This window comes from Rhizobium sp. L1K21, assembly GCF_024055895.1.
In the GTDB taxonomy this organism is placed as follows: Bacteria; Pseudomonadota; Alphaproteobacteria; order Rhizobiales; family Rhizobiaceae; genus Ensifer_A.
This window is the reverse complement of sequence record NZ_JAMXLE010000001.1, coordinates 2,553,372-2,577,616: the sequence shown is the minus strand read 5'-3', so window position 1 is coordinate 2,577,616 and position 24,245 is coordinate 2,553,372. Positions and strand designations below refer to the sequence as shown.

The window sequence follows — 24,245 nt, the reverse complement described above, 5'->3', positions numbered from 1 at the left end:
AAAAAGTCGGCACCGGTCAACTGACCTCCCAAGACTGCGTGCTGGCTTAAATTGTCAAAACTTTTGAATTTGGAGTTCCCAAAATGACAATCAAGAGCCTTCTTCTCGGCTCCGCTGCTGCCCTTGCAGCAGTTTCCGGCGCCCAGGCTGCTGACGCAATCGTAGCCGCTGAGCCGGAGCCCATGGAATACGTAAAGGTTTGCGACGCCTATGGCGACGGTTACTTCTACATCCCCGGCACCGAAACCTGCCTCGCCATCAGCGGCTTTATGCGCTACGACGGTTCGTACAACTTCAAGTCGAAGGAGTACGAAGGCCTCTTCCGCGCCCGCATTCAGCTTGATGCCAAGAACGACTCCGAATACGGCACGGTTTACTCGCGCATCCGTTTCGAGCCGGAAAGCAAAACCAACAGCCGCATGACCGACGCAACGCGCGGCACCATGGGCTACATGGGCATCGGTGGTCTGGAACTCGGTCTCTATGACAACCAGTTCGACCGTTTCTTCGGTTATGGTGGCTTTAACACTCTTTTCGACGGTTACTATGGCGATGCCATGAACCAGTATGTCAGCTACACGGCTGATCTGGGTGCCCTCAAAGCTGTTGTTGCAGCCGACTTCCTCGCCAAGCCGAACAAGGGCGGTTACACCATTGCCGCTTCTTACGCTTTCGGTCCGGCAAACGGCGCACTCGGCTTTGCTTATGACTCTGCTGTTGAAGGTTACACCATCAAGGGTTCTGTTGATGGCGAAATCGGCATCGTCAGCGCAAAGCTGATGCTCGCATATGCCAACAAGGCCAACTACTACTCCTTCGAATCTGCCCACTACGGCTTCGAAGTTCTGGGTAGCGCCCAGGTTGCCATCACCGACGACCTGAAGGCTTACGCGACTGCTGGTTACCTCGAAAAGCCTGCTGCATTCTCTTACGTGAGCGGCGGTTTGGCATGGGATGTCGCAAGCGGCTTCACCACTGCTGCTGAAGTTCAGTACACCTACGACAAGGCAACCAAGGTTGGTACGACCTACGGCGGCCTTCGCGTAGAGCGCTCCTTCTAATTTTATCCTTCTCAGGATTGAACATGACAAGCCCGGCGCATGCCGGGCTTGTCTCGTTTTGGGCGTTGAATTTGTGGCTGTTCAAAGCCGCCATCTTGTCGGTGTCTCGTGACTTTGTGCTGGTTGAATGAACATTTTTCCGGAGCCTTCTTCCATTCCCGTCATGAACGTGTTACGAGCCCTCGCCAACTTCCAAGACGAAATGGAAAGACGCCGGTGAGGGCAAAAACAGCTTGCACCGGGGTTTAGCTTATTAATTGTTCATCGAAAGGAACTTGGCATGGCGCGCATTATCGAGACTGCAACCGGCGCTGAAGCTCTCACCTTTGACGATGTTCTTCTGCAGCCCGGCCATTCTGAAATCATGCCGGGGCAGACCAATATCGCCACACGAATTGCTCCCGATATCGAACTCAATCTGCCCATCCTTTCTTCAGCAATGGACACGGTAACCGAAGGCCGTCTGGCAATTGCCATGGCCCAGGCCGGTGGTCTTGGCGTGATCCATCGCAATTTGAGCCCCATTGAACAGGCCGAAGAGGTCCGTCAGGTCAAGAAATTTGAAAGCGGCATGGTGGTGAACCCTGTGACCATCGGTCCGCAGGCAACGCTGGCCGAGGCGCTTTCGCTGATGCGGGCGCATGGCATTTCCGGTATTCCGGTGGTTGAAAATGAAGGGGCGGGCAAGCTGGTCGGCATCCTCACCAACCGCGACGTGCGTTTTGCCTCCAATCCGGAGCAGAAAATCTACGAGCTGATGACCAAGGAAAACCTGGTCACAGTCACCGAGAATGTGGATCAGCAGGAAGCCAAACGGCTCCTTCACTCGCACCGCATCGAAAAGCTGCTTGTGGTCGACAGCGATCACCGTTGTGTCGGTCTGATCACTGTGAAGGATATCGAAAAGTCCCAGCTGAACCCGAATGCGTCCAAGGACGCACAAGGCCGGCTGCGTGCCGCCGCTGCAATCTCCGTTGGCGACGATGCGCGGGAACGGGCCGAGCGCCTGATTGACGCGGGCGTTGATGTCCTCGTCATCGACACTGCCCACGGTCATTCACAAAAGGTGCTCGATTCGGTCAGCGTCGTGAAGAAGATGACAAATTCCGTGCGCGTAATCGCCGGCAACGTCGCGACAGCAGGTGGCACAAGAGCATTGATCGATGCCGGCGCCGATGCGGTGAAAGTCGGTATCGGCCCGGGTTCCATCTGCACCACGCGCATCGTCGCTGGCGTGGGTGTACCGCAACTGTCCGCCATCATGTCGGCTGTCGAAGAGGCGCATAAATCGAATGTGCCGGTCATTGCTGATGGCGGCATCAAGTTCTCCGGCGATCTGGCCAAGGCGATCGCGGCAGGCGCATCGGCGGCCATGGTCGGTTCGCTGTTGGCTGGAACGGATGAAAGCCCGGGTGAAGTCTACCTCTATCAGGGGCGCTCCTTCAAAGCCTATCGCGGCATGGGTTCCGTGGGTGCCATGGCACGCGGTTCTGCAGACCGTTATTTCCAGGCCGAGGTTCGCGACACGCTGAAGCTGGTGCCGGAGGGGATCGAAGGCCAGGTGCCTTACAAGGGACCGGTCTCGGGCGTCCTCCATCAGTTGGCCGGTGGTTTGAAGGCCGCGATGGGCTATGTCGGCGGCACGGACCTTGCTGATTTCCAGAAAAAGGCAACCTTTGTGCGCATTTCCGGCGCGGGCCTGCGCGAAAGTCATGCGCACGATGTGACCATCACGCGCGAAAGCCCCAACTATCCCGGTGGAGCATAAGATCCAAATGTTGATGATGGCGAGCGAGACCACCACTGCGATTTTCTGGCCGATGATCGTCCACGTGGTGCTCGTTGCCATCGTCTATGCCGTTCTCACCTTTCGCCGCAGCGATGCTGTGCGCGCAGGCGAGGTCAAGGCAAGCCAGTTCCGCGAAAACCGTGCGGAGCCTGAGCGTAGTCTCTTTGTGCGAAACAATCTGCAAAATCAGTTTGAACTGCCAACGCTGTTTTATCCGGTTTGTATTGCGCTCTATGTTACCGGCGGGGCCAATCTCTACACCACCTTGTTGGCGTGGCTGTTCGTGATTGCGCGCTATGTCCATGCCTGGATACATATCCGCACCAATGACCTGCGCTACCGCAGGCCGGTTTTTATGGCCGGTTCTCTTTTGCTGATGCTGATGTGGCTGGCTTTTGCCGTCAACCTGATCACAGTCGAGCTCGGCTGACGCCGTCAGATCGCGATTTCAATCCCTCAGGCAACGTGTCGTCTTCCGGCTTTTTCTGCGCGTTGCGATGGACTTGATACGCCAATCAGTTCGTCCAGGGCCGAAATCGGAAGCGGTCGGCTGAAAAGATAACCCTGATAGGATTTGCATCCTGCTTTGCTGAGTACTTGGAGGTGTTCCTCCGTCTCCACACCCTCGGCAATCACCTTGAGACCGAGATTGCCACTGAGCTGAATAATCGTATCGACAATGGCGATATTGCGCTCGTCGGTCAAAAGATCGCGCACAAAGGACTGGTCGATTTTGAGCTTATCCAGAGGCAGCCGTTTCAGTGAGCTGAGCGAGGAATAACCGGTGCCGAAATCGTCGAGTGACCATGTTATGCCATGCCGCTTGAGAGCCTGCATCTTCTTCACCACATTATCGCTATCCTCGGCAACGGCGCTTTCCGTCAGTTCCAGTTCCAGCCGCGAAGGATTGATCCCGCTGAGCGAGACGATCTGTTTCACCTGTTGTACGAAATCCGGTTGCCGGAACTGCAAGGCGCTCACATTGACGGCAATCGTCAGGTGCGCTTTGTGCGGAACCTTCGCCCATTCTGCAAGCTGAGCGCAGGCGGTGCGCAAGACCCACTCGCCGATAGGAATGATCATGCCGGTTTCCTCTGCCAGAGGAATAAACTCCTGTGGTGAGATTGGACCGCGTGTTGGATGGTTCCACCGCAGCAAGGCTTCAACACCAAATATCCGTCCCGATTCATTGACCTGCGGCTGATAGGCGAGATGAAATTCACCGCGTGCCAAGGCTTGCCACATGTCGCTTTCCAGCGCCCGCCGTGCACTGAGGCTTGAATGCATCACGGCAACGACAGCACACGTGCCGCCCAGCCCCGTGATGTTGTTGACCCACATGCCAATTGACCCTGCATCCGATGGTAAGGAGAGACCGGCGGGCACCGGTATGGAATTGGTGGAAAAAGCCACAAAGGCAAGTACACCCAGGAGCGGCAAGCCCACGCGAAGGTAAGGTTTTTCCTTGATAAAGATGAGAAAAGTCCCGGCAATCAGTGGCAACAGATTGAGGTGCCCAGAGCGCGGAAACCCCGGTGTTGGAGCCTTGAGAATACACGACGTAATAACCGCCAGAAGCAATACATGTGCGATGATAATGGCAGCTGCGCGCAAACGATTGCGGCTCGCGAGGCAAATGGCCACGATCGAGGACAGAACGGTTGCAAGATTGATTGCCACAAACACTGTATTATGCTTGGTCAGAAAATAAAGGCCCCAGGCACCTGCTACCACTATCGCCGTAGAACCGCCGATCAGGATCAGATTTTTAACACGTATGTTATGCCGCCCGGTCGACGTCCATTGCGAAATATGGTCCTCGTCAAACGTACAAAATCGCCGGATCAGATTGAAAAAAGGCCTCGGTAGGCGGCTGAAATAACTGTACAAACGGTGCCTCCAGACACTCTTAGAGTTTGAAACCCGGCAAGGGGCTTGCCCGAGAGCGTAGAATAGGAGAATTAACGAAAGATAAATCTTGGGTTGCACATGCGAATTATGCGACTCTTTTGCCGGCCCGCGATTTCAAGTCCTTGTCCAGATTAAATCTTTGTCATTTGTGTGCGCTGCACAATAGTGTTAGCCATATTTCACTGTCATAGAAGTACACCGGGCGTTTGATCATGCAACTATCTGATAAGAAGATGTTGGTTTTTCAGGGTGGTGGCGCGTTGGGTGCCTATCAGGCCGGGGCTTATGAGGCTTTGCACATTGCCGGTTTGGAACCGGAATGGATCGCAGGCATTTCCATCGGAGCCATCAATGCCGCCATTGTCGCCGGCAGTCCTTCGGACAAGCGCGTCAAGAACCTGCGCGCCTTCTGGGAGATGGTCACCAGTGGGCCAGCACAAATGCCGCTTTCGCAAGAGGCGTCGCTGCGCGGCTGGTTCAATCATTTTTCTGCAGCCTATAGCGCATCAATCGGCGTCGCCGGTTTCTTCAATCCGCGCTACCTTGACCCGTTCAAGAGCTTTAACGACCCGCTCAGCCAAATCAGTTTCTATGATACAAGCCCCCTCATCGCCACACTCAAGGAACTCGTTGATTTCGATCTGATCAACAGCGGTGAACCGCGCCTGAGCGTCGGTGCCGTTGAGGTTCAGACCGGCAATTTCGAATATTTCGACAGCGTGACGCTTGGCAATGAAGGCGGCATTCATCCTGAGCATATAGCGGCCTCAGGCGCGCTTCCCCCCGGTTTTCCGCCGGTCAAGATCAAGGGACGGTATTATTGGGACGGCGGGCTGGTTTCCAACACCCCGCTCAACTGGATCATGTCGAAGCGCAATCATGCCGAAGACATCTGCGTTTTCCAGATTGACCTTTTCAACGCGCGGGGGCGCTTGCCACGCAATCTGGCTGAAGTCAGCCTCCGTGAAAAAGAAATCCGCTTTTCCAGTCGTACCCGCATGAACACCGATCAGGCAGAGCGCGATGAGCGCGCGCGCCGCGCACTGAAGCGTTTGCTGGCAGCACTTCCCGACCATATGGCCAATGATCCCGACGTCGTCCTGCTAAAGGGCTATGAAGATGGTGGCGCGACAACCGTGGTGCACCTGATCTATGAACGCAGACCCTATGAGTCGTCCAACATGGACGCTGAGTTCTCGCGCGCGACAATGGAAGATCATTGGCGTGCGGGTTATGACGATGCGGTGGCAACACTCAATTGCCGCTCCTGGAAGGAGCGGAAAATACCCGAAGACGGTTTCGTGACAATCGACCGCCGACGCGAACATAAGAAAGGATGAGACGATGAAAATGAAAGATAAGGTCTGCATCATCACGGGTGCTGCCGGTGGCATCGGCTACGGCATTGCCAAGCGTTATGTGGAAGAAGGCGCCAAGGTCGCGATTGCCGATATCAAGGCAGAAGCAGCAGACAAGGCGGCCGCGGACCTGACGGCCATTGGCCCCGGCGAAGCCTTTGGCGTCACCATGGACGTGACCAGCGAAGACGCGGTCAACGCCGGCGTCAAGGCGGTCATGGACAAATGGGGCAGGGTGGATGTTCTGGTTTCCAATGCCGGCGTCCAGATCGTGCACAAGATCGAGGATTTCCCCTTCGACGCCTGGAAGAAGATGTTGGCCATCCATCTCGATGGCGCATTTCTCACCACCAAGGCCTGCATGCCGATCATGAAGGCGCAAAAGGGCGGGGCGATCATCTATATGGGCTCGGTCCACTCCAAGGAGGCCTCGCCGCTGAAATCCGCCTATGTGACCGCCAAGCATGGGCTTCTGGGACTGGCACGCGTTGTCGCCAAGGAAGGCGGCCAGTTTGGCGTGCGCTCAAACGTCATTTGCCCTGGTTTCGTCAAGACACCACTTGTCGAGAAACAAATCCCCGAACAGGCCAAGGAGCTGAACATTTCCGAAGAGGAGGTCGTTTCAAAGGTCATGCTCGGCCAGACCGTCGACACGGAATTCACAACAATCGAAGACGTTGCCGAGGTGGCGCTCATGTTTGCCGGTTTCGAAACCAACGCGCTGACGGGTCAATCTGTGGTCGTCAGCCACGGCTGGTTCATGCAATAGGCGCCAACGCTGCCGCATGTGCGATGAGAAGAAATAGATCGCAAATTTGATACCGATCAAGGCCCGTGCCGCTGGCGCGGGCTTTTATGTGCTGACCTTTGAAAAACACCACGACTTTTTCAGGAAGGAAAGCACATGGTTGCGATGATGAAAGCGGCTCTCGTCCGCGATTTTACCAAACCTCTCGTTATTGAAGAGCTTCCAATTCCAGAACCTGGCGAAGGACAGATCCTCGTGAAGTTCGAGGCGACAGGCGTTTGCCACACGGATCTGCATGCTGCGCGCGGCGACTGGCCGGTCAAGCCAAATCCGCCCTTCATCCCCGGCCACGAAGGCGTTGGCTATGTGGCCAAGACCGGCAAGGGCGTCAAGCGCGTCAAGGAAGGCGATCGGGTCGGCGTGCCGTGGCTGCACACGGCCTGCGGTTATTGCCCCCATTGCCGCACGGGCTGGGAGACACTTTGCGGGTCCCAGCAGAATACCGGCTATTCCGTGAACGGCAGTTTCGCCCAATACGGTCTTGCCGATCCGGATTTCGTTGGAATGCTCCCCGATAATCTTGACTTTGGTCCTGCAGCACCGGTTCTTTGCGCGGGTGTCACGGTCTACAAGGGGCTGAAGGAAACCGAAGCGAGACCCGGCGAGTGGGTCGCCATCTCCGGCATCGGCGGTCTCGGTCACATGGCCGTTCAATATGCCAAGGCCATGGGCATGCATGTCGCCGCCGTCGATGTTTTCCCGGAAAAGCTCGATCTGGCCAAGAAGCTGGGGGCAGACATCACCGTTGATGCCCGTGAACCAGACGCGGTTGAAAAACTGCAGGCGGCCACGGGAGGCATGCATGGTGCTCTGGTCACCGCCGTTTCTCCAGCTGCGATGGAGCAGGCCTTCAACATGCTCCGTTCCCACGGCACGATGGCGCTTGTTGGCTTGCCGCCAAGCAAGATCGCACTGCCAGTCTTCGACACAGTGCTGAAACGTATTACGGTGCGCGGCTCTATCGTCGGAACACGCCAGGATCTCGAAGAATCCCTGCAGTTTGCAGGCGAAGGCAAGGTTGCCGCCCATTTTTCATGGGACAAGCTGGAAAACATCAACGCGATCTTCGAGACGATGGAAAAAGGCGGTATCGACGGACGCATCGTGCTCGATATGGCAGCATGACACGGCTCAAAAAACAGAGTGCCCGGCGATGAACCGGGCACTTCGATGTCTCCATTGGGCCTGGAGCATCGGGCGATAATATTGAGCCATTCTGTTGGCCCAATATTATCGACCGATGCTCGAAGCCGCTGCTTCAGGCTGCGGCGTTGGAACGGATGGGACGCTCATCCCCGCCACCCAGCACAAAGCCCGACAGGCCATCACGAAGAACCTCGACCTCGTGGTTCAGCGTATGCGTTGCAGCTGTGGTTTCTTCCACCATGGCGGCGTTTTGCTGGGTCATCTGATCCATATGGCCAATCGATGTGTTGATTTCCGCAAGGCCGACCGACTGCTCTTTGGCAGAGCCTGCAATCGCTGTCAGCCTTGTGTTGATATCCTGCATGAAGCCTTCGATTTCTTGCAGTGTTTCGCCGGTCGCTTCGACCAGTTTGACGCCGACCTGGACATCGCCGTCGGACGCTGTGATCAGAGCGCTGATTTCCTTGGCTGCCGCCGCAGAGCGCCCGGCAAGTTCACGCACCTCCTGAGCGACAACTGCAAAGCCCTTGCCGGCTTCACCCGCGCGGGCTGCTTCCACGCCCGCATTGAGCGCCAGCAGGTTGGTCTGGAATGCGATTTCGTCCATCACGCTGATGATATTGCCGATTTTCTGCGAGGAACCTTGGATTTTGCTCATCGCGGCAATGGCATCGCTTACAACTGAGGTCGAACGCTTGGTTGCGCCAAAGGCTGTTTCAGCAATAGAGCTGGCGTCACTTGCACCTTCAGCGGCCACTTTCACCGTGGTGGTGATTTCTTCCAGAGCCGCCGCCGTCTCTTCCAACGAAGCCGCCTGCTGTTCCGTGCGCCGCGCCAGTTCGTCTGCCGAACCACGCATTTCCATCGCATTGTCGCGGATTGTATCTGCGCTCATCTCGACGGTTGCAAGCACAGAACGAAGATGTTCCTGTGCCAGGTTGAAGTCGGTGCGCAGGCGCTCGAATTCCGGTTTGAACGGCTCGCTGATATCCACGGATAGATCGCCATTGGCAAGGCGGCCAAGCCCCTGACCCAGAACGTCGACGGTATGCTGCAGTTCGGCAGCTTCGCGAGCGCGCAGTTCCTCATTCGACCGGCGTTCGGCATCGCTTGACTGGCGGCTTTTTTCTGCCGTTGCTTCCAGATGCACCTTTTCCAAAGCAGCCATTTTCAGTTTTTCGACAGCGCTGGCCACAAGGCCCAGTTCGTCACGCCGGTTCAGGCCGGCCACTTCCGTTTCCAGATTGCCCTCTGCAAGCGAAAGCAGCGAGTCTGTCAACCCACGCAACGGGCGGGTAATGGAGCGCGCAAGGATAAAGGCCTGCACAAGTGTCAAAAGGGTGATCGACAACGAAACGGTTGTCCAGATCATCAGGCTGCGGTTTGCGGCAGATTGGAGGCTGGCGGCCGTGTCCTCGATGGAGGTCAGCTGCGACGTCTCGATATTGCGCAACTGTTCGATGCGCTTGTCGGAAACATCATGCCAGTCGGCATATTTTTTCGCCGGGATCTTGCCGCCTGCTCCCGCCCGGTCCGTACGACCGCGCAGCTTCTTGATGTCGACCACCTCGCGCGATTTCAGAATGTCTTCATAAACGGGACGAACCTCCGCACTTTGCTGCGAGAGAAAGAGGTCGATCAAAATATCCTGTGAGAGAACGAGCTGTTGATATTCCTGGAAGGCAAATTTGGTGATCTCTTCCTTGGCGATTGCTCCGTCAATAACCGCCTGCTCGTTGCTGGCAAACTCCTTGGCCATCGAAATCTGGTTGAGCGCAACAGCTTGAAGGGCGATATTGCCTGAATCCGTGGAACGGCCTGCAACTCGCTGAATATTCAACGCCTGGCTGATCGTGTCGGTATAGCCGGAAATGATGCCGGAAGACGACATCTGCTCATTCACAGTATTCGTCCGAAGCTCCGGCAGAGCCTGCAGTCCTTCCTGGAACGCGTTCAGCGCTTCATCGGCCTTCTCGTTTCCAAGCTTGTGTATGTCGGCGATAATTGTCGGCATGTACTTCAAGGACTGATCTGTATCAGAATAGGTTTTTTCGAGCGCCGCTTTGTCCGATTGTCCTTCGCGGAAGAGAAAGGCTTCGCCACGTTCCTTTTGCAGCATGTAGGTGATCTCGTTGATCTCTGACACATGCTGCATGAGTGTCTGCATGTCCGAATAGCTGCGCACATCAGAGAGGCTTTCTTCCACCTGAAGGGCTGCAAAACCCAATAGGCCCAGAAGTGGCACGATAATAGAGAGCGAAAGGCGCCTGTTAACGGATAGGCTTGGGAGCTTGAATAGTTTTTTTCTAAAAATCGGCATGAACACGTATTCCCATTTGAAACACTTGGGTTGGTATGGCGAGCCATTTCAACCGGAGAGTATGGGCAAACCTTTATGAAATTCTTTATGCACGCCCGCAAATCTGTGCCTTTCTGGCGCGGTTCACAAACGTGGCGGATCGAGAGCGTCTGACCCACTCTGTAACAAATCATTCAAAATCATCGCCCAGCAGCGTGTCTGCCGCCTCCGTCACCAGTTTGCCGAAGGCCTCGAAATCGGCGCGGCGACCGAGGTCCGCCCGACGCCACACAAGACCGATCTGGCGAAACGGCTGAGGGTCGGCAAAGGGAACGATTCGCATTCGGCTGCGGGCGGCTTCATCACGCGCTGCTATTTCGGGAATGAGTGTTATGCCCATGCCATGGCTCACCATCTGCAGAAGTGTCGCCATGGACGTCGCACCATAATTGGCCACTTTCCGCTTTGCCGATGTGCCGCAAACGGCCAGCGCCTGATCGCGAAGGCAATGGCCTTCCTCCAGAAGCAGCAGCCGCTCCACGTCGACTTGGTCCTGTGTAATCGGCGACATCAGCACGGTGTTCTCGTCTTCTGCGCTGGCGATCAGAAAACGGTCCTTGAAAAGCGGCATGGCTTTGATCTGGTCTTCATCAAGCGGCAAGGCCACAATGGCACAATCGAGCTTTCCCGCCCGCAAGTCGCCAATGCAGCTGTCAGTCATCACCTCTTTCAGTTCGAGATCAAGGTCTGGGAACTCCTGTTTCAATGCCGGAATGAGAACCGGCACAAGATAAGGCGCGACAGTCGGAATAATACCAAGTCGTAACCGCCCCTGCAGCAGCCCCCGAGCGCGCTTGGCGCGCATCATCAGCCGTTCCACCGAGCTTAATATCTGCCGCACTTCGGGCAACAGTTCTTCGCCTTCCGCCGTCAGGAATGTCCCGGCGCGGGATCGCTCAACCAGGCTGACCCCGAGGGCCTCCTCCATATCCCGGATTTGCGCCGAGAGGGCCGGTTGGCTGACATTCACAAGTTCTGCCGCCTTGCCAAAATGCCGAACGCTGGCAAGAGCCTCAAAATAACGCATTTGACGTATGGTAATCATGATAAGTTTTTCCTATCAAAAATAAAAACAAATGCAATTGGGAATTATCGAAAAGAGATGAGAGACTACCTTCCAGTTCAATGTGGACGGGACGATTCAAAAGAAGGATCAGGAGGAAATCATGGATACGAAAGTGGGTAGTGCGGGCAAATGTCCGGTCATGCATGGCGGCAACACGGCGTCCAGCAAGACTGTGATGAGCTGGTGGCCGAATGCGCTTAATCTGGACATTCTTCATCAGCACGACACCAAGACCAATCCTTACGGCAAGGACTTCAATTATCGTGAAGAGGTCAAGAAGCTCGACTTTGATGCGCTCAAGAAGGACATGCATGCGCTGTTGAAAGACAGCCAGGAGTGGTGGCCGGCGGACTGGGGTCATTATGGTGGCCTGATGATCCGCCTCGCGTGGCACTCAGCCGGCTCCTATCGTCTGGCCGATGGCCGCGGTGGTGGCGGTACGGGCAACATCCGTTTTGCACCGCTCAATTCCTGGCCCGATAACGCCAGCCTGGATAAGGCGCGCCGCCTCCTGTGGCCGTTGAAGAAAAAATACGGCAACAAGATTTCCTGGGCCGATCTCATCATTCTTGCTGGCACGGTTGCCTACGAATCCATGGGTCTGAAGACCTTCGGCTTCGGCTTTGGCCGCACCGATATCTGGGGCCCGGAAATCGACACCTATTGGGGCGCGGAAAAGGAATGGCTTGCGCCGTCCGACAACCGTTACGAAGACGTCGAGAAGCCCTCAACGATGGAAAATCCGCTCGCAGCCGTTCAGATGGGCCTCATTTACGTGAACCCCGAGGGCGTAAACGGCAAATCCGATCCGCTGAAAACCGCACAGCAGATGCGCGAGACTTTTTCTCGCATGGCTATGAACGATGAAGAAACCGTCGCTCTCACCGCGGGCGGTCACACTGTCGGTAAGACACACGGTAACGGCGATGCCGGAGCCTTGAGAGCCGAGCCGGAAGGCGCCGACATCACCGAACAGGGCTTTGGCTGGTTCAACCCGAACCTGCACGGCAAGGCTGCGAATGCTATCACCTCCGGCCTTGAAGGTGCCTGGACCACCAACCCGACGACGTTCGACATGGGCTTCTTCGAAATGCTCTTCAACCATGATTGGGAACTGCGCAAATCGCCGGCCGGTGCCAACCAGTGGGAGCCGATCAACATCAAGGAAGAAGACAAGCCAATCGATGCGTCCGATCCGACCAAGCGCCGCAACCCGATGATGACGGATGCCGATATGGCTCTGAAAGTCGATCCGGGCTTCAACGCAATCTGCCAGAAGTTCATGGCCGATCCGGAATATTTCAAGGATACCTTTGCCCGCGCCTGGTTCAAGCTGACCCACCGCGACATGGGCCCGAAGGTGCGTTACCTCGGCCCGGATGTACCGGCAGAAGACCTGATCTGGCAGGACCCGATCCCTGCTGGCTCGACCGGCTATGATGTTGAGGCCGTAAAGGCAAAGATCGCAGCCTCTGGTCTCACGCTGTCCGAAATGGTTTCGACCGCCTGGGATTCTGCCCGTACATATCGTGGTTCCGACATGCGCGGCGGTGCCAACGGCGCGCGCATCCGTCTGGCCCCGCAGAAGGATTGGGAAGGCAATGAGCCTGCCCGCCTGGCCAAGGTTCTGTCTGTTCTTGAACCAATCGCCAGGGAAGCGGGTGCGTCTGTCGCGGACACGATCGTTCTTGCCGGTAATGTCGGCGTCGAGCAGGCCATCAAGGCGGCCGGTTTTGATGTGAAGGTTCCTTTCGCTGCCGGTCGCGGTGATGCAACTGACGAGATGACGGATGCGGAATCCTTTGATGTGCTGGAGCCGCTTGCTGATGGTTTCCGCAATTGGCTGAAGAAGGATTATGCCGTCTCAGCTGAAGAAATGCTGCTCGACAGGGCTCAGTTGATGGGCCTGACCGCGAGTGAAATGACCGTCCTGCTGGGTGGCATGCGCGTGATGGGTACCAACTTTGGTGGCTCCACCCACGGCGTTTTCACCGACAATGTGGGCGCTTTGACCACGGACTTCTTCGTGAACCTGACAGATATGGGCTACACCTGGGTGCCGGCTGACGGCGGCTATTACGAAATTCGTGATCGCAAGACAGGCGCTGTCAAATGGACGGCAACCCGCGTTGATCTCGTCTTCGGATCCAGTTCCATTCTGCGCGCCTACGCAGAAGTCTACGCACAGGACGACAACAAGGAGAAGTTCGTCAAGGACTTCGTGGCCGTCTGGACGAAGGTGATGAACGCGGATCGTTTCGATCTGGAATAGGAAGGATTAGAAGCAGCATCTTTCCCCGAGCGGCAGTCGCTTTGCTTCCCCATTCCGCTACCGCAGAAAACGGCCCTTGCGTGGGCCGTTTTCCTCTATTTTATCTATATTGCGCTCTCAAGTCCCAATTGCTTTTCGCAGAGTTTTGGTGAAGTAATACCTGCGCTCCGGATTGCGGAGTGAGGGAAAACCATCATGAAAATACTTAAGACGGCATTGGCTGCGGCCTTGCTGATGACGGCTGCCAGCCAGGCACTGTCTTCCGGCATGACTTTCAAAATTCACAATCAGTCCGATTACATCATCAACGGCTTCTACGTCGCCGGAGATGACGGAGAACTGAGCCCCAACTGGATGGATTTCGAGCTGAACGGTGGCGAAAGCGCCGACATGCAATTCAGCTATGATGGCGACTGCGATATCAACTTCGTGGTCGGCTGGGTCGCAGAAGACGGCTCCACGATCATGGGTGATCTGACCGCCATCGACATCTGCGACGCCAACAACATCTATTTTGACGGCGAAAACGCGACTTACGACTAAAGCATGTCGCGTTCAATCGTCCGCGATTAAACGATAACGTACATGCGGCTGCACAAGCTACAAGGCGGAGCTCAAGATAATCCGATATTGGATACTCTAAGCGTCTGACACTACCAGCCAGAGTGAATGAGCGTTGGCCATTGCTTCGTCGTCTTGGCCATCGCTTCCACGCTCACATCCGTCGGTGCCAGCGGACCGACCGACATATTGTCGAGGCAGGCGGCAATATGGCTGGAAATCGCGTTCATCAGCGAAACCGAAACGCCAGGACGTTTCATGATGCCGATCTGAATGGGGGCAAGGGCAGGGAACCCGTCTTGCTGGTTCAGCACCTTCATGCCGGGGCGCAAGGCCGATTCTGGAACGACCGATACGGCCATGCCCGCCAGGACTGCTGCCGCAACGACCGTGGCCGACCAGCTCGTAAACAGGATGCGGTATTCGCTGCCGATGGAATCGAGCGCCGCACAGGCCGCCTGCCGCCATTGGCAATCCGCCCGGCCCAACGCCAGCGGAAGCGGTTGCCCCTCGGGCAAGGGGTGGTTTGCAGACATCACCCAGCACAGCGGCTCTGTGCGAAGCACCTCCGACATGCGCGCCAGCGGGTTATGTGTCACCAGCGCCACATCCAGTTCACCGCGATTGATCTTCTCGGACAGGTCGACCGAGGATTCACAGACGATATTCAGTTCAACATTGGGATGCGTATGTGCAAAGCGGCTGATGATCTCCGGCATATAACGGTCGGCATAATCGTCCGGTGTGCCAATGCGCAAAGAACCTTCAAGACGGTTGTCGTCGAAAGCGGCTATGGCTTCATTGTTCAGCCGGATCATGCGGCGGGCAAAGTTCAAAAGCCGCTCGCCTTCGGGCGTCAGCTTGTTGCCCCGCCCGTCTTTCATGAAAAGCTGCTTGCCTATTCGCTCTTCCAGTCGGCGCATCTGCATGGACACCGCAGACTGGGTTTTGAAAACCCGATCCGCCGCCTTGGTGAAGGAACCCGTGTCAACGATTGCAACAAATGTCTGGAGTTGATCGACATCCAACGGAGCAGCCATGGCAAACCTCATCAAGAAAGTTGATGGGTATTATTAGAAATATTCGCTGGTTTGATCAAACGAAATTTGTAAAACAAATATCATAGGCGGCTCCACAGCGGAGAGGCCTGACGCATTTCCCCGCAGGGCAACTGCCAACCGCTCTGCATTCTAGCCCGGTTGCGAGCCGCCCTCGCGCCGGGCATTTTCTTTTGCCGGTTTCAGGATTTGCCGTTTTCACCGCCGGCGGTATTGCCGTTGTCGGTGGGCTTCTCGTTCAGATAGCTGTCCAGAATGGCTTCCATGTTCTTCTGGTAGGATTTTTGAACTTCCAATCCGCTGTCGAAAATCGTGTTGAACATTTCAGCATATTGGGAAAGGTCGATCGCTTTCGGTTCATCCTTCGGCTTGGGCGTTGCCCCCGTCATCATCTGTTCCATCGCCTTCATGAAAGCCACGGTGCCAAACGGGTCAGCAGTCTCGGCGGCTTTGGGAGGCTGTTTTTGTGCACCGGCAAACATGGTTTGCATGGCTTGCGTAAAGGGATTGTCGAACATGTTGGGTGTTGCTGGCTTCGCCTGCTTCTGAAAACCGGTGGCCTGCAGCCAATTGTTCATCATGTCCATCATGGGATTGGATGCACCGCCAAAACCGGCCATCTGGCCGCTCATCTGCTTGAAGAGGCCGCCCGCCATGGTGCTGGCGAGCGAAGGCATCATCGCGGCCAGAGCCTGCTGACCAATGCCTGTCACCTTGGCGGCCTGCTCGGCAATGGCGCTTGCAGCCTCCTTCGAGCCAAACACCTGAGCGATAAACTGGTTGCCGTCTGCAATGCCCTGCGGGCTGAACGCCGCCTTCAGATCTTCGAAATATTTCGCATAATCGCCTTTTGCGAGCGAGGACATGATGGAAGCGAAATTGGCCGGATCGGCGGCTGAACGCTTCAAGCCGCTGGAAAATGCCGGCATCAGAGCCGCCAAGGCCTGAGCCATTTGCTCCTGCGCAAGGCCCATTTGCGACGAGAAAGCCTCCAGAAGTTTTCCGTTTTGCGCCTGGGCCATCATGTCGAAGAGCGGCATCATAAGCAGTGTTCCCCAATGGTTCGTGTTCGTTTACCCCCCACTATAACTTTGAAAAGCGTACTGCATATAGGAAAATCTGCTTTATTTCAGCCAAGCGGCAGCTACAGTTGTTTATGTGAAAAATGTCACCATATTGGTTCTCAGACCACGTTTTTGCGCTGGAACCTTTTTAGTGCCGTATAGTTCTGCAAAGATTGGTCACCACTCAAACCGCGCATTCTGGCGCGTTAAGGAGAATGCGTTGAGCTTTCTGTCTCGCATGGCATCGGATGTTCAGTTGATGCTTCGCCGTCCGGCGCGGCTGCAATTTGCTGCATTGTGCTATCGCGAGAGTAAGAAGGGAATGGAAATCCTTTTGATCACCAGCCGCGACACCGGTCGTTGGGTCATCCCCAAAGGTTGGCCCATGAATGGCAAGCTGGCCTGCGAAGCCGCAGCACGTGAGGCGTATGAAGAAGCGGGCGTGCACGGCACTGTCGGCAATGAGAGCATCGGTGCTTTCAAATATCGGAAAAAGCTCAATAGCGGCGTCGAAACGGAATGCCGCGTCGACGTCTATCCCATTTCCGTGTCGAATCTCGTCGACAAGTTTCCCGAGGCCGGCCAGCGCACGCGGGTTTGGATGACCCCCGAAGATGCGGCCAGCAGTGTGGATGAGCCCGAATTGCAGCATCTCATCCTGGAATTTGCAAAGCGCTAGATTTATCGCCTGGAAAGGCCCGTTTTCTAGTCAAACCGGTGGAGACTAACGGTCCGCCGTTGCTTTCGGCGCGTTGAATCTGTAGAGCGCAATCCTGAATTCCTTTGCTTGCTAAAATACGGCATGCAATCGGACCAGCGGAAGAGTGCTGATGGCAAGCAAATTTGAAAAACCGACCCTCGACAAAGACCTCAACAAGATCGGCCATGTCGAGGAGGCCACACAACACGTCTCCCGCTCGCTTCTGCGCCCAGGCCTCGCCCTTTTATTCCTCGTCGTTGCCACGCTTTTCGTCAGTATTCTTGTTTCTGGTCAGCCCGGTGCTTTCACCATAGCTGCTGCCGCAGCCGTCGGCGCCTACATGGCGATGAATATCGGCGCCAATGACGTCACCAACAACGTTGGCCCCGCCGTCGGCTCGCGTGCCATGAGCATGGCGCTGGCACTCGTCGTTGCGGCCGTTTTCGAGACTGCCGGTGCGCTGATTGCAGGCGGCGATGTTGTCTCCACGATCTCCAAGGGCATTGTTGATCCTGCCCTCATCCCGTCGGCCGACATCTTCATCTGGGCCATGATGGCGGCCCTCTTGTCATCGGCACTGTGGGTCAATCTCGCCACATGGCTCGGCGCACCTGTCTCAACCACGCACGCCGTGGTCGGCGGCGTTCTGGGTGCCGGCCTGACTGCCGCCGGTGCTGCTGCCGTGAACTGGGGTTCCATGTCGGCCATCGTGGCAAGCTGGATCATCTCGCCGCTTCTGGGTGGGGTGATTGCTGCGGCCTTCCTTGCCTTCATCAAGGAATTCATCATCTACCGCGATGACAAGATTGCCGCTGCCCGCAAATGGGTGCCGGTACTCATCGCGATTATGGCCGGTGCCTTTTCCGCCTACCTTACCGTCAAGGGCCTCAACCATATCATCAAGATATCGCTTCTAAGCGCGGTGCTGGTCGGTCTGGTGATTGGCCTCGCGGTGTGGTTTTTATCCATCCCCCTGATTGCCCGCCAATCGCAAGGTCTGGAAAACCGCAACCAGTCGCTCCGCAAGCTCTTCCGCATTCCGCTCATCTTCTCCGCCGCACTTCTGTCATTCGCCCATGGTGCCAATGACGTCGCCAATGCCATAGGTCCCCTTGCAGCCATCGTGCATGCTGTTGAAGCCGGAGAGATTTCGGCAAACGTCCAGGTGCCGATCTGGGTCATGATCATCGGCGGCGTGGGCATATCGCTCGGCCTTCTTCTCTTTGGGCCGCGCCTCATTCGTCTGGTCGGCGAGCAGATCACCAAGCTCAATCCCATGCGGGCCTATTGCGTGGCGCTGTCTGCGGCCATCACGGTTATTGTGGCCTCGTGGCTTGGCCTGCCTGTCAGCTCCACCCACATCGCCGTCGGGGGCGTTTTCGGCGTTGGCTTCTATCGCGAGTGGTACACACGAAACTCCAAGCGCCGCGCGACCTACATTGCCGCCAAGGCGGCAAACGGCAAGATCAAGCCGCAGCCGGATGCGTCGCCCGAAGAACTGCGCCGCCGCTATCTGGTGCGCCGCTCGCATTTCATGACAATCGTTGCCGCCTGGATCATCACGGTTCCGGCCTCCGCCTTGCTGGCTGCCGGTCTCTATTGGATACTGTCAGCCATCGTTATCTGATGGAGCAGGGAGGCCCGGTTGCGCGCAAATTTCAGAATGCAACGGCTCTATGTGACCGACGATCTGGCTGAAGGCCTGATCTTCGAAGCGGACCGTGATCAGTTCAATTATCTTGCCAATGTGCTGCGCATGGAGGAGGGCCAGGAGGTTCTTCTGTTCAACGGCAGGCATGGCGAATGGAAGGCGCGCCTCCAGTTTCCCTCACGTAAGAAGATACTGCTGGAACCTTTTGAACAAACCAGGCCGCAGCCGGACCTCCCGGACCTGCACTATCTCTTCGCACCTTTGAAAACCGGCCGCATGGAATATCTCATCCAGAAGGCGGTTGAGATGGGGGCGGGGCACATTCAGCCGGTGATGACCCAGCATGTGCAGGGCAAGATCCACTCGCTGGACAAGCTCGAGGCCTATGCCATTGAGGCTGCCGAACAATGCGGCATTCTGGCCATCCCGCAGGTTGAAACGCCTGTGAAGCTGACCGAACTGCTGGAAGACTGGCCGCACGACCGCCGCATCATCTATTGCGACGAGGGTGATGCGGGGCAAAATCCACTGCCGATACTCTCTGAAATCGGCGAACAAAAGCACGCGCTTCTGGTTGGCCCCGAAGGCGGTTTTTCCGAAGAGGAGCGGGCACTTCTGCGCAGCCTTCCTTTCGTCACGCCAATTCCACTGGGGCCCCGCATCTTGCGGGCCGACACTGCAGCTGTTGCCGCACTGGCAGTGATCCAGGCGGCAATCGGCGACTGGCGGTAAAGCGCTTTTCTATAAGCAACAGACGCCGCTTCTTGCGATCGCAGGCGCTTTGAACCCGGTCGAATGCAAGGCATTCACGCCAAGGTTCATCTAAATTTGAACATGGGATGAAAGTTTTTCGATTGCAAAACCGGTATGGACCTTTATTGCAATCTCTAACTTTGAATACCGTCCGGTCTTTGTGAGAATATTTTATGGCACGCGACACTTCCGATTCCACGCCGATAACCGGCTTTTCAGAACTCGTTGGGCACCTCGCGGAAGGCTGCAAGCCGGAAGCAGATTTCCGTATCGGGACCGAGCACGAGAAAATCGCTTTCTTCATCGATGGCAACAAGCCGGTTCCCTATGAGGGCAAAGCCAGCATTTCGGCGCTCCTCGAGGGTATGAAGGAAAAGCTCGGCTGGGACGCGATCATGGATGATGGCCGCATCATAGGTCTGGCTGAATCCTCCGGCATGGGCGCGATTTCCATCGAGCCCGGCGGGCAGTTTGAGCTCTCTGGCGCGCCGCTGGAAAATCTGCATGAGACCTGCAAGGAATCAGGCGTCCATCTATCGACATTGCACGAGGTGGCAGAACCTTTGGGCATCCGCTTCCTAGGCGTTGGCGCAAGCCCGAAATGGACGTTTGCCGAAACGCCGAAAATGCCCAAATCGCGCTACGCCATCATGAGCCGCTACATGCCGAAGGTCGGCACACAGGGCCTCGATATGATGTACCGCACCTGCACCATTCAGGTGAATCTGGACTTTTCGTCCGAGGCTGATATGCGCCGCAAGATGCAGGTGTCGATGAAGCTGCAGGCGCTATCGACAGCGCTTTTTGCGGCCTCGCCCTTCACCGATGGCAAGCCGAATGGTCTTCTTTCTTGGCGCGGTGACATCTGGCGCGATACCGATAACAATCGCTCTGGCCTGCTTCCCTTCGTCTTCAAGGATGATTTCGGTTTTGCCGATTATGTCGAATGGGCGCTCGATGTGCCGATGTACTTCGTCGTGCGCGAGGGCAAATATCACGATTGCACCCACATCACCTTCCGCCAGTTCATGGATGGTGCGCTGAAAGGCGAGCTTGAGGATTGGCAGCCCAATATGGGCGATTGGGCCAATCACCTTTCAACAATGTTTCCCGATGTCCGCCTGAAGCGCTTCCTCGAAATGCGCGGCGCGGACGGCGGGCCGTGGCGGCGCATCTGTGCGCTTCCGGCCTTCTGGGTCGGCCTGCTCTATGATGCTGAAGCGCTCGATGCGATCGAGGCATACACGAAGGACTGGACGTTCGACGAAGTGCAGGCGCTACGCGACGCTGTTCCGGTGCAGGCGTTGAACGCGACGTTCCGGGGCGAAAAGCTCCTGAAAATTGCAGCCGAGGTCATGGAGATTTCAAGGCTTGGCCTCAAAAACCGCGCCCGCATGAATTCGGAAGGCTATGACGAGCGTGCATTCCTTGCGCCAATTGAAGAGGTCGTTGCCAAAAAGGCGACATTGGCTGAAGAAATGCTCGCGCAATATCACGGCCGCTGGAAAGAAAACATCGACGTTCTTTTCGACGATTATCAGTGTTGAATGCCGTTTTTCCGAAAATAGCTTGAACCATTTGCGGTTTCTGGCCCACTAGTTCGCCATAGCATGCCGGGAGAGATGCCCGGCCGCGAACGAGGTATGAAATTCGTGGCGGATAGGGCCAGCGAAAAAGCGCTATATGCCTTTCTGGTGGCAGCGCATCGCAGTGGCGATCGGAACGCGCTGGGAAAGCTGGTCACCGCATCCAGCCCCCGGCTTTTCGCCCATGCCGTTCGCCTGCTGAATGATCGCGACGGTGCCCAGGATGTCGTTCAGGAAAGCTGGGGTGACATTATTCGCGGTCTTGGCAATCTGCGTGATGAGGCTGCCTTCCTGCCCTGGGCTTTTCGTATCGTCAGCCGGCGGGTTTCGGATGTGATCGCAAGACGTCAGAAAGACCGCGCCATTGCGCAGGATTTTCCGCATGAGGCGGAACACCGGAGCTTTTCCGATGGTCCGGCCAATGCTGATGCAGCGGTCGTAAGGCAGGCGATTGCGCAGCTTGATGGACCGCACCGCGCAACATTGGCACTTTTTTATCTGGAAGACATGAGCGTGGCCGAAGTGGCCCTCGCTCTCAACATACCCATTGGCACGGTGAAGACTCGCCTGATGCACGCCCGCGAAAAGATGCGGGTTATTCTTGAAGGAGAACATCCATGAGCAAAATTGATGACATGATCCGCGAAGCATTGCGATGCGAAGATAGGGCGGCAATGCGCGATGACGACGGCGAACCCAGCTTCTTTGCCCTGAGCAGAAGCCAGTTTCACGGTGTGAACGGGTGGATCGCCTGGGTGATCATGATTTTTCAGTTCATTTTTTCCGTGCTGGGCGTTTATTGTCTCGTCCGGATGTTCCTCGCAAGTGAGGTCCTGGCAGCGCTCAAATGGGGAATAAGCGGCAGTACCGCGCTGATCCTCGGCCTTCAGATCAAGCTGTCCCTGATGCCGCAGATACAGGCAGATCGTGTAATCCGTGAGATCAGACGTTTGGAACTGCGCCTGAGTTCAACTGAAAAATAGACGGTCCAAACCCTAGCCAACCACCACGATGTGCAGCGCGCGCGGCCCATGTGCGCCGAGCAAAATGGTTTGCTCGATATCGCCCGAACGCGACGGGCCCGTTACGAAGTTCACCGTCCGCGGCATCTGCCCCTTGCCATAGGTCTGGCGCACATTCGCAAACGCTTCCTCCAACGATGCGCCGATATCGGACGCCTTGATGACCACGATGTGATGCTCGGGCAGGAAGTTGATCGTGACAGGGTTGTCCGCCCCCGATGTGAGAACCAGCGTTCCGCTTTCGGCAACCGCACCAACCGCATGGCTGAGACCGGTGAGATCAGTTCCGTCTGACGCTCCTTTTTTCACCTCCAAAGTGCGCTCGCTCTCAAAGCCCGCTTCCGTCAGAAAAGCATCGCTCCCCATCCGGATTTCAGCCGGCAGGTTGCGGGATTTGAGATAGTCGCTGACTTCGCCGGGCAGCTCTGAAATCGATCCTATCCGCGCAATCGTCGCGTTATATTTCTCCGCGATCGCGCAAAACAGTGCAACGCGCTCTTCGTCAGGCAATTGCCCGCGCTGGGGAATGATGCCGGCAGGGGCCTCTTCCAGGCGCCTTGCAACGACGGCTTGACGAGCTGCATCGCCGGCAGGTGTTGCCAGCGACCGTTTGATCTTCGCCAGAATAGCATCTTTGCCGCTCATCGTGCCGTCTCCTGTTTGCGTGCTTCCCGCGCTTCCCAGGCCTGCAGAAAGGTACGGCCTTCCGGGGCGGGAAGATCGCGATATTTTGTCCAGCCACCCGCCAGCGGCAGGCGTCTCAGCCTTCTTTTCGAACCGCCAAGTGCGGAAATCACCGGCATGGCGAGCGAAACGGCGAGCCGATAAAGCTTTGGTCGTTTGGCAAAATAGGCCCAGAAACCCAGGCCGTAGCGTGCTGCCGCAGGTGTGAGATTGCGCTCGAATTCCCGCTCGCGCCAGTGCCGCATCATTTTCGGCAGTGGAATGCGCATGGGACAAACGCTCTCACAGCGACCGCAGAATGTGGAGGCGTTCGGCAGATGTCCGCCAATGTCGATGCCTGACAATGAGGGTGTCAAAACAGCGCCCATCGGTCCTGGATAAACTGCGCCGTAGGCATGTCCGCCAACCGCGTGATAGACCGGGCAATGGTTCATGCAGGCCCCGCAACGGATGCAGCGGAGCATTTCCTGAAACTCGGTCCCGAGCATGGACGTGCGGCCATTGTCGAGCAGAACCACATGATACTCTTCCGGTCCATCCGGGTCTTCCACCCGCTTCGGCCCGGTGGAAAAGGTCGTGTAAACCGACATATCCTGACCCGTTGCCGAGCGCGCCAGTAGCCGCAATATCTGCGAACAATCTTCCAGTGTCGGAACGATCTTTTCCAGCGAAGCAACGGCGATATGGCACTTGCCGAGCGTCTGGGTCAGGTCGCCATTGCCCTCATTGGTCACGATCACCGATGAGCCCGTCTCGGCAATCAGGAAGTTGGCGCCTGTGATGCCCACATCTGCTTCGAAATAGCGTTTGCGCAAAACCTCGCGCGCCTCGGAAAGCAGTGATACCGGTTCGGTTAGATCGCGGGCTTCCGGCAGATGTTTGTGAACGCGGCGGAAATCGCCTTCCACCTGTTCCTTGTTCAGATGCACCGCCGGCGCAATGATGTGGCTCGGCGTCTCGCCGCGAAGCTGAATGATATATTCGCCAAGGTCGGTTTCCACCGGCTCGATACCGTTCTTCTCGAAGAAGTCGTTGAGTCCGATTTCCTCGGTGATCATCGACTTGCCCTTGGTCACGGTCTTGGCGTTGCGCTTGCGGCAGATATCGAGAATGATCCGTCGCGCGTCTTCCGCGCTTTCCGCCCAATGCACATGCCCGCCGGCTTCAGTCACCTTTTTCTCGTAGGCTTCGAGGTAAAGATCGAGATGCGCCAGCGTGTGGTTTTTGATATCGCGGGCATTGTCGCGCAGCGCCTCGAATTCCGGCAGTGCACCGGCTGCTGCCGCACGCTTTTCGACAAAGCCCTTCTCGACATTCTTCAGCGCCTTTTGAAGCTGCTGATCGACGAGCGCCTTGGCGGCATTTTCCTTGAACTTCGGTGTCGTGATTTCCATTA

General features: G+C 56.4%; 21 protein-coding genes. 14 read left to right on the top strand and 7 right to left on the bottom strand.

The features are described from left to right. The first annotated feature begins 83 nt into the window (after positions 1 to 83). The 3 genes from NHF56_RS12455 (at position 84) to NHF56_RS12445 (ending at position 3,280) form a co-directional block, all read left to right on the top strand. Complete coding sequence (locus NHF56_RS12455; protein WP_252804752.1) at positions 84 to 1,061, top strand: porin; 978 nt, start codon at positions 84 to 86, stop codon at positions 1,059 to 1,061. 280 nt (positions 1,062 to 1,341) lie between these two features. Beyond that, positions 1,342 to 2,829 (top strand): IMP dehydrogenase, encoded by a 1,488-nt coding sequence (gene guaB / locus NHF56_RS12450; protein ID WP_252804750.1) that lies wholly within the window; start codon positions 1,342 to 1,344, stop codon positions 2,827 to 2,829. A 7-nt stretch (positions 2,830 to 2,836) separates the two neighbouring features. Beyond that, on the top strand, positions 2,837 to 3,280 hold the full coding sequence (locus NHF56_RS12445; protein ID WP_252804748.1) for an MAPEG family protein: 444 nt from the start codon (positions 2,837 to 2,839) through the stop codon (positions 3,278 to 3,280). A gap of 26 nt (positions 3,281 to 3,306) precedes the next feature. Here the strand turns inward: NHF56_RS12445 and NHF56_RS21030 are convergent, their stop codons facing one another. After that, the gene (locus tag NHF56_RS21030) at positions 3,307 to 4,536 is read right to left on the bottom strand and encodes an EAL domain-containing protein (RefSeq protein WP_252804747.1); all 1,230 of its coding nucleotides are present in this window, start codon (positions 4,534 to 4,536) and stop codon (positions 3,307 to 3,309) included. 437 nt (positions 4,537 to 4,973) lie between these two features. Here NHF56_RS21030 and NHF56_RS12435 point away from each other — a divergent pair, with 437 nt between their 5' ends. The 3 genes from NHF56_RS12435 (at position 4,974) to adhP (ending at position 8,052) form a co-directional block, all read left to right on the top strand. Further along, positions 4,974 to 6,101, top strand: a complete 1,128-nt coding sequence (locus tag NHF56_RS12435; protein WP_252804745.1) for a patatin-like phospholipase family protein — start codon at positions 4,974 to 4,976, stop codon at positions 6,099 to 6,101. A 4-nt stretch (positions 6,102 to 6,105) separates the two neighbouring features. Next, positions 6,106 to 6,888: a 3-hydroxybutyrate dehydrogenase gene (locus NHF56_RS12430; RefSeq protein WP_252804743.1), complete on the top strand. Its 783-nt coding sequence runs from the start codon at positions 6,106 to 6,108 to the stop codon at positions 6,886 to 6,888. A 135-nt stretch (positions 6,889 to 7,023) separates the two neighbouring features. Then, complete coding sequence (gene adhP, locus NHF56_RS12425; protein ID WP_252804742.1) at positions 7,024 to 8,052, top strand: alcohol dehydrogenase AdhP; 1,029 nt, start codon at positions 7,024 to 7,026, stop codon at positions 8,050 to 8,052. A gap of 133 nt (positions 8,053 to 8,185) precedes the next feature. Here adhP and NHF56_RS12420 read toward each other — a convergent pair whose 3' ends face one another. Together NHF56_RS12420 and NHF56_RS12415 are read right to left on the bottom strand one after the other, a co-directional pair. Beyond that, positions 8,186 to 10,393, bottom strand: coding sequence for a methyl-accepting chemotaxis protein (locus NHF56_RS12420; RefSeq protein WP_252804740.1), 2,208 nt, complete (start codon positions 10,391 to 10,393; stop codon positions 8,186 to 8,188). Between the two features lie 169 nt (positions 10,394 to 10,562). Continuing rightward, positions 10,563 to 11,477 (bottom strand): hydrogen peroxide-inducible genes activator, encoded by a 915-nt coding sequence (locus NHF56_RS12415; protein ID WP_252804738.1) that lies wholly within the window; start codon positions 11,475 to 11,477, stop codon positions 10,563 to 10,565. Positions 11,478 to 11,598: 121 nt separating this feature from the next. On the opposite strand from NHF56_RS12415, the gene katG reads away from it, so the two are divergent. Further along, positions 11,599 to 13,770 (top strand): catalase/peroxidase HPI, encoded by a 2,172-nt coding sequence (gene katG / locus NHF56_RS12410; protein WP_252804737.1) that lies wholly within the window; start codon positions 11,599 to 11,601, stop codon positions 13,768 to 13,770. Between the two features lie 195 nt (positions 13,771 to 13,965). Beyond that, positions 13,966 to 14,313: a hypothetical protein gene (locus tag NHF56_RS12405; RefSeq protein WP_252804736.1), complete on the top strand. Its 348-nt coding sequence runs from the start codon at positions 13,966 to 13,968 to the stop codon at positions 14,311 to 14,313. A gap of 110 nt (positions 14,314 to 14,423) precedes the next feature. On the opposite strand, the gene NHF56_RS12400 is transcribed toward NHF56_RS12405, so the two are convergent. Next, positions 14,424 to 15,371, bottom strand: a complete 948-nt coding sequence (locus NHF56_RS12400) for a LysR substrate-binding domain-containing protein (protein WP_252804733.1) — start codon at positions 15,369 to 15,371, stop codon at positions 14,424 to 14,426. Positions 15,372 to 15,571: 200 nt separating this feature from the next. Beyond that, entirely contained in the window at positions 15,572 to 16,432 is an 861-nt protein-coding gene (locus NHF56_RS12395) for a DUF937 domain-containing protein (RefSeq protein WP_252804731.1), read from the bottom strand. 241 nt (positions 16,433 to 16,673) lie between these two features. Between NHF56_RS12395 and NHF56_RS12390 the strand changes: the two genes are divergently transcribed. From NHF56_RS12390 to NHF56_RS12365, 6 genes are all read left to right on the top strand, one after another. Beyond that, positions 16,674 to 17,132 carry an NUDIX hydrolase gene (locus tag NHF56_RS12390; RefSeq protein WP_252804730.1) on the top strand — a complete coding sequence of 153 codons (459 nt, stop codon included), beginning with the start codon at positions 16,674 to 16,676 and terminating at the stop codon, positions 17,130 to 17,132. Positions 17,133 to 17,283: 151 nt separating this feature from the next. Beyond that, positions 17,284 to 18,780 (top strand): inorganic phosphate transporter, encoded by a 1,497-nt coding sequence (locus tag NHF56_RS12385; protein ID WP_252804728.1) that lies wholly within the window; start codon positions 17,284 to 17,286, stop codon positions 18,778 to 18,780. An 18-nt stretch (positions 18,781 to 18,798) separates the two neighbouring features. Further along, positions 18,799 to 19,536: a 16S rRNA (uracil(1498)-N(3))-methyltransferase gene (locus NHF56_RS12380; RefSeq protein WP_252804725.1), complete on the top strand. Its 738-nt coding sequence runs from the start codon at positions 18,799 to 18,801 to the stop codon at positions 19,534 to 19,536. Positions 19,537 to 19,730: 194 nt separating this feature from the next. After that, positions 19,731 to 21,104, top strand: coding sequence for a glutamate--cysteine ligase (locus tag NHF56_RS12375; protein WP_252804722.1), 1,374 nt, complete (start codon positions 19,731 to 19,733; stop codon positions 21,102 to 21,104). A 105-nt stretch (positions 21,105 to 21,209) separates the two neighbouring features. Further along, a complete protein-coding gene (locus tag NHF56_RS12370; protein WP_252804720.1) occupies positions 21,210 to 21,764 on the top strand; it encodes a sigma-70 family RNA polymerase sigma factor in 555 nt (184 codons plus the stop codon). Next, the gene (locus NHF56_RS12365) at positions 21,761 to 22,126 is read left to right on the top strand and encodes a DUF6768 family protein (protein ID WP_252804718.1); all 366 of its coding nucleotides are present in this window, start codon (positions 21,761 to 21,763) and stop codon (positions 22,124 to 22,126) included. The genes NHF56_RS12370 and NHF56_RS12365 overlap by 4 nt, the downstream gene beginning before the upstream one ends. 12 nt (positions 22,127 to 22,138) lie before the next feature. Here NHF56_RS12365 and NHF56_RS12360 read toward each other — a convergent pair whose 3' ends face one another. After that, entirely contained in the window at positions 22,139 to 22,810 is a 672-nt protein-coding gene (locus NHF56_RS12360; RefSeq protein ID WP_252804716.1) for a lactate utilization protein, read from the bottom strand. Continuing rightward, a complete protein-coding gene (locus NHF56_RS12355; RefSeq protein WP_252804714.1) occupies positions 22,807 to 24,243 on the bottom strand; it encodes a LutB/LldF family L-lactate oxidation iron-sulfur protein in 1,437 nt (478 codons plus the stop codon). Before NHF56_RS12355 ends, NHF56_RS12360 begins: the two co-directional genes overlap by 4 nt. Between the last annotated feature and the right edge of the window lie 2 nt (positions 24,244 to 24,245).